10 protein-coding genes are annotated in these 6,918 nt (G+C 56.6%); all 10 read left to right on the top strand.

Annotation, left to right across the window (positions count from 1 at the left end; genetic code table 11):
* The first annotated feature begins 41 nt into the window (after positions 1 to 41).
* Positions 42 to 440 (top strand): 30S ribosomal protein S8, encoded by a 399-nt coding sequence (gene rpsH, locus ACN08V_RS05950; RefSeq protein WP_419099313.1) that lies wholly within the window; start codon positions 42 to 44, stop codon positions 438 to 440.
* A 25-nt stretch (positions 441 to 465) separates the two neighbouring features.
* Positions 466 to 1,002: a 50S ribosomal protein L6 gene (rplF, locus tag ACN08V_RS05955; protein ID WP_419104869.1), complete on the top strand. Its 537-nt coding sequence runs from the start codon at positions 466 to 468 to the stop codon at positions 1,000 to 1,002.
* Between the two features lie 2 nt (positions 1,003 to 1,004).
* Positions 1,005 to 1,364, top strand: coding sequence for a 50S ribosomal protein L18 (gene rplR / locus ACN08V_RS05960; protein WP_419104870.1), 360 nt, complete (start codon positions 1,005 to 1,007; stop codon positions 1,362 to 1,364).
* The gene (rpsE, locus tag ACN08V_RS05965; RefSeq protein ID WP_419099316.1) at positions 1,364 to 2,047 is read left to right on the top strand and encodes a 30S ribosomal protein S5; all 684 of its coding nucleotides are present in this window, start codon (positions 1,364 to 1,366) and stop codon (positions 2,045 to 2,047) included. The genes rplR and rpsE overlap by 1 nt, the downstream gene beginning before the upstream one ends.
* Positions 2,047 to 2,256 carry a 50S ribosomal protein L30 gene (gene rpmD / locus ACN08V_RS05970; protein ID WP_419099317.1) on the top strand — a complete coding sequence of 70 codons (210 nt, stop codon included), beginning with the start codon at positions 2,047 to 2,049 and terminating at the stop codon, positions 2,254 to 2,256. Before rpsE ends, rpmD begins: the two co-directional genes overlap by 1 nt.
* 2 nt (positions 2,257 to 2,258) lie before the next feature.
* Entirely contained in the window at positions 2,259 to 2,717 is a 459-nt protein-coding gene (gene rplO, locus ACN08V_RS05975; protein ID WP_419099318.1) for a 50S ribosomal protein L15, read from the top strand.
* A gap of 291 nt (positions 2,718 to 3,008) precedes the next feature.
* Positions 3,009 to 4,319: a preprotein translocase subunit SecY gene (gene secY / locus ACN08V_RS05980; protein ID WP_419099319.1), complete on the top strand. Its 1,311-nt coding sequence runs from the start codon at positions 3,009 to 3,011 to the stop codon at positions 4,317 to 4,319.
* Positions 4,316 to 4,879, top strand: a complete 564-nt coding sequence (locus tag ACN08V_RS05985) for an adenylate kinase (protein ID WP_419099320.1) — start codon at positions 4,316 to 4,318, stop codon at positions 4,877 to 4,879. Before secY ends, ACN08V_RS05985 begins: the two co-directional genes overlap by 4 nt.
* Positions 4,880 to 4,990: 111 nt before the next feature.
* Complete coding sequence (gene map, locus ACN08V_RS05990; RefSeq protein ID WP_419104871.1) at positions 4,991 to 5,827, top strand: type I methionyl aminopeptidase; 837 nt, start codon at positions 4,991 to 4,993, stop codon at positions 5,825 to 5,827.
* Positions 5,828 to 5,953: 126 nt separating this feature from the next.
* Positions 5,954 to 6,918, top strand: a 965-nt coding sequence (rlmN, locus tag ACN08V_RS05995; RefSeq protein WP_419104872.1) for a 23S rRNA (adenine(2503)-C(2))-methyltransferase RlmN, incomplete at its 3' end; no start/stop codon positions are given.

The following is a 6,918-nucleotide window of genomic DNA, read 5'->3' on the forward strand; positions in this document are numbered from 1 at the left end:
CTCAGGTGAGGAAACCATAACGAGGAAGGGCTCAGCCCACCATGACTATGACAGATCCTGTCGCAGATATGCTGACCCGTTTGCGCAACGCAAACTCAGCACATCACGACTCCGTTTCAATGCCTTACTCCAAGCTGAAGGCTCGCATCGCCGAGATCCTCAAAGCTGAAGGCTACATCGCTGACTTCAAGGAAGAGGAAGCACGAGTCGGTAAGACTCTGACCCTCGAACTGAAATTCGGCCCCTCACGCGAGCGTTCCATTGTTGGCGTTCGTCGTATTTCCAAGCCGGGTCTGCGTGTATACGCAAAGTCCACCAACCTTCCTCAGGTACACGGTGGCCTCGGTATCGCAATCCTGTCAACCTCTTCAGGTCTGCTTACTGACAAGCAGGCTGCGAAGAAGGGTGTTGGCGGCGAAGTCGTCGCTTACATCTGGTAGTCGGTAAGAAGAGAAAGGAAGAAGAATGTCACGTATTGGACGTCTCCCCATCTCGGTTCCTGCCGGCGTTGAGGTAAAAATCGACGGCAACCTTGTTGCCGTTAAGGGTTCAAAGGGCGAGCTGACTCACGAAGTTGCAGCCCCCATCGAGGTCACTCTCGAAGACGGTGTACTCACCGTCACCCGCCCGAACGATGAGCGCGATTCACGCTCTCTGCACGGCCTGACCCGCACCCTGATTCAGAACATGATCATCGGTGTCACCGAAGGCTACACCAAGAAGCTCGAAATCGTTGGTACCGGTTACCGTGTAACCGCAAAGGGTTCCGACCTCGAGTTCGCACTTGGCTACTCACACCCCATCACCGTTAAGGCACCTGAAGGTATCTCATTCGCTGTTGAGGGCGCTAACAAGCTGACCGTTTCCGGTATCAGCAAGCAGCAGGTTGGCCAGGTTGCAGCTAACATTCGCGGTCTGCGTAAGCCCGATCCCTACAAGGGTAAGGGTGTTCGCTTTGCAGGCGAGCAGATCCGTCGCAAGGTCGGAAAGGCTGGTAAGTAACAATGGCTGTAAAGACTAAGTCAGCACAGCGCGCACGCCGTCACGCCCGCGTTCGCAAGTACGTTTCAGGTACCGCAGCACGTCCTCGTCTGTCTGTTACCCGCTCAGCTCGTCACATGTTCGTTCAGGTCATTGACGACACCAAGGGCGTAACCCTTGCATCAGCATCCACCATGGAAGCTGAGCTGCGCGCCACAGAGCTAGACAAGACCGCTAAGGCAAAGCGCGTGGGCGAACTCGTCGCCGAGCGTGCCAAGGCAGCAGGCATCGAGGCAGTTGTCTTCGACCGCGGTGGTAACAAGTACCACGGCCGTGTCGCAGCAGTTGCAGAAGGCGCACGCAAAGGAGGTCTGGCACTCTAATGAGCGAGCAGACTGTAAATGAAAAGGAAACTCAGGTGACTGAAGCAAGCGCAGAAGCTACCGCTGAAACTTCCGAGAAGCGCGAAGCCCGCCGTAACGAGCGTGGCGACCGCCGCGGTAACCGTGGTGATCGTCGTGGCAACCGCGGCCGCGAAGAAGAGAAGGACAAGTTCATCGAGCGCGTTGTCACCATCAACCGCGTCTCCAAGGTCGTCAAGGGTGGTCGTCGCTTCAGCTTCACCGCACTTGTCGTTGTTGGTGACGGTAACGGTATGGTTGGCGTCGGCTACGGTAAGGCTAAGGAAGTTCCCGCGGCCATCTCTAAGGGTGTTGAAGAAGCTAAGAAGAACTTCTTCCGCGTACCCCGTATTGAAGGTCGCACCATTCCTCACCGCGTTCAGGGTGAAGCAGCAGCAGGCGTAGTTATGCTCCGCCCCGCTACCGCTGGTACCGGTATTATCGCTGGTGGTCCCGTTCGTGCCGTACTTGAGGCAGCAGGCATCCACGATGTGCTGTCCAAGTCACTCGGTTCCTCGAACCAGATCAACATTGTCCACGCGACCATCGATGCACTGCGTCAGCTCGAAGAGCCCGTTGCAGTTGCAGCACGCCGTGGTCTTCCCCAGGACGAGGTTATCCCCGGCTTCTTGCGTGTCGCTCAGTCTGAAAAGGCAGGTGCCTAATGTCCGGCAAGCGTATTCAGCCCAGCGATGCAAAGCTGGAAATCACCCAGATCAAGTCCTACGTTGGCGAAAAGCAGAACATGCGCGACACCCTTCGTTCCCTGGGCCTCAAGCGCCCCGGTAACAAGGTTGTTCGCACTGCTGACCCCGTCACCTGCGGCATGGTCAACACCGTAGCTCACCTGGTTCAGGTTGAGGAGGTCAAGTAAAGATGGCAGTAGAAAATAACGACGCTATCAAGATTCACGATCTGCGCCCGGCTCCGGGTGCCCATAAGGCAAAGACCCGCGTAGGCCGCGGTGAAGGCTCAAAGGGTAAGACCGCAGGTCGCGGTACCAAGGGTACCAAGGCTCGTTACCAGGTCCGTGCGGGCTTTGAAGGTGGTCAGCTTCCGCTGCACATGCGCCTTCCCAAGCTCCGCGGCTTCAAGAACCCCTTCCGTACCGAGTACCAGGTTGTTAACCTGGACCGTATTGCGGAACTGTTCCCTCAGGGCGGCGACATCACCGTTGACGCACTGGTAGCAGCTGGCGCCGTTCGCAAGAACGAGCTGGTTAAGGTTCTGGGTACCGGCGAAGTTTCAGTAGCCTACAAGGTAACCGTTGATAAGGTTTCCGAATCAGCTAAGGCTAAGATCGAAGCTGCTGGCGGTTCTGTAACCGTCAAGTAGTCTTTGGACTCACCGGGTTAACCGGTAGGGCTCCTCTCACGTCACCGTGAGGGGAGCCCTTCTTTTAATGCCATCTACAGGGGCCGGTCTCATCTGCTGGAAAGCTGGGGTGGGGGAGCGAAGCCAGAATATCAACACTGAAAAGCCTGGGTATAGGGCTGGCCACACAGCGTGACCGCGAAATAATTAAGATTAAGCGCTAAACTGTAGAAGATTGTGTAAAAGCTCCGTCTTCTGGCTTCGGCCAGGAAAAAGAAGGGCTACCAAAACTTTTGTCTCACAGGAGGACATGTGCTGACCGCTTTCGGACGGGCCTTTAAGACGCCTGACCTGCGTAACAAGCTGCTGTTCACCCTGGGAATTATCGTGATTTACCGGTTGGGCGTCTTTATCCCCGCCCCCGGTGTTTCCTACGGAAACGTCCAGCAGTGCCTCAATACCATCACCGCAAGCGGTGGTATCTACGACATGATTAACCTCTTTAGCGGTGGCGCGCTGCTTCAGCTCTCGATTTTTGCCCTGGGTGTTATGCCATACATTACCGCCAGTATTATTGTGCAGCTGCTGCGCGTGGTGATTCCCCGGTTCCAGCAACTCCATGAGGAAGGCGCGCAGGGGCAGACTAAACTCACCCAGTACACTCGCTATCTGACTATCTTGCTGGCTCTGCTGAACGCCACAACCATCGTTTCACTGGCTCGTTCGGGCATGTTGCTGCAAGGGTGCACCCTGCCGGTAATTCCCGAGGACGGTTTTCTCAACATTCTTCTGATTATCACCACCCTGACAGCCGGTACCGGCGTCGTCATGTGGCTGGGCGAACAGATCACCGAGAAGGGCGTGGGCAACGGTATGTCCCTGCTGATCTTTACATCTATTGCTGCTTCCTTCCCCGGTGCATTTGGCGCTATTTTACAGGCGCAAGGTTGGGGTATCTTCTCAGCTGTCATTGCAGTTGGCCTGGTCCTGATCGTTGCTGTGGTCTTTGTAGAACAGTCCCAGCGTCGTATCCCGGTTCAGTATGCTAAGCGTATGATTGGTCGCCGCACTATCGGGGGAACAACCACCTATATTCCCCTTAAAGTCAATATGGCCGGTGTTATCCCCATCATCTTCGCATCATCCATGCTGATGGTTCCCGGTTTGCTCGCTCAGTTCAATACTCCTTCCGATGGCTCTGCACCACCGGAATGGGTCAACTGGGTCAAGGCCAACCTAACCATGGGTGACAAACCGCTTTACATGGTTCTCTACTTCCTGATGATCCTTGGCTTCGCCTATTTCTATGTCTCAATCACCTTTGACACCGAGGAAGTAGCAGACAATATGAAGAAGTACGGCGGCTTCATTCCCGGTATCCGTGCAGGGCGACCAACCCAGGAGTACCTGAGCTACGTCCTGAACCGCATCACTCTACCGGGCGCTATCTATGTAGCATTCTTGGCCCTGATTCCACTGATTGCATTTGTGCTCTTTGGTGCCAACCAAAATTTCCCGCTCGGCGGTGCCTCACTGCTGATCGTTATCGGCGTTGGTCTTGATACTATCAAGCAGATCGACGCCCAGCTCCAACAACGCAACTACGAAGGACTGCTCCGATGAACCGCTTGCTCATCATCGGCCCTCCCGGTGCCGGCAAAGGCACTCAGGCCGTCAAAATCGCTGAAAAACTGAACATTCCCGCTATCTCTACCGGCGACATCTTCCGCAAGAATATTAAGGAAGCTACCGACCTGGGCCAAGAAGCAAAGAGCTACATTGACTCAGGCAACCTGGTTCCAGACTCGGTAACCAACCGTATGGTACGCGCTCGTCTGGCTGAAGACGATACCGCCCAGGGCTTCCTGCTGGACGGCTACCCCCGAAATACCGCTCAGGTTGCTGAACTCGACTCAATTCTTGCTGACATGGGCCAGAAAATTGACCGTGTTCTGCTCCTGGTTGCAGATAACGACGAACTGGTTCAGCGTCTGCTGGGTCGGGCCGCTAAAGAAGGTCGCTCAGATGATAACGAAGAGGTCATCCGCCACCGCCTGAAGGTCTACCAAGAAGAAACAGCTCCGCTGCTTGAAATCTACACCGAGCGTCAGCTGGTTTCAGAAGTCAACGGTCTGGGCGAGATCGATGAGGTTACCGCCCGCATCATGGATGCTCTTAAGTAGAGCCTACCGACCCACCTGTGCCCCCGGTCATTGCGGGGGCACAGCACTTTAACGCACACTGGTGTAGCCTTGGCATTTACCACAAGCCCCATACAGCCCTGAAAGAGACACATGCGCCGCATAGAGTACAAAACCGACTGTCAACTAGCTGAGATGGCCCGAGCCGGTGTTATCACCTCCCGCGCCTTAGATGCTGCCGTTGCCGCAGCCCTACCCGGTGTGACCACCGCAGAGCTTGACCGGGTCTTCCGGAAGGTACTCGCCGAACACGGGGCCGGGTCTAACTTCCTGGGCTACTACGACTACCCGGCAACTATCTGTACCTCCGTCAACGACCAAGTGGTCCACGGGATCCCCGGCGACCGGGTCTTAGCTGAAGGTGACATTATCTCCATTGACGGCGGCGCAACCGTTCAGGACGACCGCGGAACCACCTGGCACGGCGACTCCGCCCGAACCGTCCTGGTCGGGAAAACCGTATCCGATGCCCGCCGCGAGCTCTCCGAGATCACCCGCGCGGCTCTCTGGCAGGGCATTGCCGCTGTCGCAAGAGCCAAAAAAGTCGGTGAAATTGGTTTCGCCATTGAAAACTTTGTCCGCCAAGAAACCGGCGACAAGTACGGGATCATTGAAGACTTTGTAGGCCACGGAATTGGCACTTCCATGCACATGGCCCCAGACGTACTCAATTACGCCGCTCGTGACCTGGGCCCCCGCCTCAAAAAAGGAATGGCCCTAGCGATTGAGCCCATGCTGGTCACCGGCGGCATTGAAACCGTCACCCTCGAAGATGACTGGACCATCAAAACTCTTGATGGGGGAGATGCCTGCCAATGGGAGCACTCCGTGGCGATCCACTCAGACGGTATTTGGGTCCTTACCGCCGAAGACGGCGGAGCCTCCGAACTCTCCAAGCTCGGTGTTACGGTAAAGCCCATTCCTGCCTAAGAATTCATTGCGAAGGCGCGGCACCCTCAGAACCTTTGGATTACCCGCCGCTCCGACCATCAGAAACGAACCATTTCACCGGGGAAAGGCCGCTAGCCCCCACCCCTCACCGAAAGCATAGACTTTATGACTGAAACGATTAGCGTCCCCCTGGAAATCTCCAGCGCCAGACCAGAGCCGGGGCAAATCATCCTCAAGGCCCCTCGCCGCGGCAAGCCCCCGCGCCACATCGCTGACTTCGACATGGCAGGCCGCCGCGCCTTTCTGGAAGAACTGGGCTACAAGCCCTTCCGCGCCGCCCAACTCTCCAAGCACTACTTTGAACGCCTGGTTACTGACCCCGAGCAGATGACCGACCTACCCGCCGCCGAACGCGATACAATGGTCGCAGAAGCCATGCCCCAGCTTCTGACCACCGTGCGTACTCTCCAAGCAGATGGCGGTGACACCCTCAAAGTAGTTCACCGCCTCTTTGACGGAGCACTGGTCGAGTCTGTGATCATGCGCTACGAAAACCGCGTTACCATGTGTATCTCATCGCAGGCAGGCTGCGGTATGAACTGCCCCTTCTGCGCCACCGGCCAGCAGGGTCTCACCCGCAACCTTTCCACCGCCGAAATCGTGGAGCAGGTTGTAGCCGGTGCCCGTTACCTGAAAGAAATGAAGGGCCTTGAAGAGGCCGAAGGCGGCTCCGAAAACACCCGCCCCCTGCGCGTCTCCAACATCGTCTTCATGGGCATGGGTGAAGCCCTCGCCAACTATAAGGCAACCATGGGGGCCGTCCACCGCCTCATCGATCCGGCCCCCGAAGGCCTAGGAATCTCAGCACGGGGCATCACCATGTCTACCGTTGGACTAGTCCCCGGTATCCGCAAATTTGAACTCGAAAAACTCCCCATCACTCTGGCGCTGTCTCTGCACGCCCCAGATGATGAACTTCGTGACGAACTGATCCCCATCAACCAGCGCTGGAAAGTCGACGAAACCCTCGACGCGGCCTACGACTACTACCGGACCACCGGCCGCCGTATCTCCATCGAGTACGCACTCATTCGCGACATCAACGACCAGGGCTGGCGCGCGGACCTCCT

The organism is Rothia sp. P5766, from assembly GCF_048513555.1.
Classification (GTDB): domain Bacteria; phylum Actinomycetota; class Actinomycetes; order Actinomycetales; family Micrococcaceae; genus Rothia.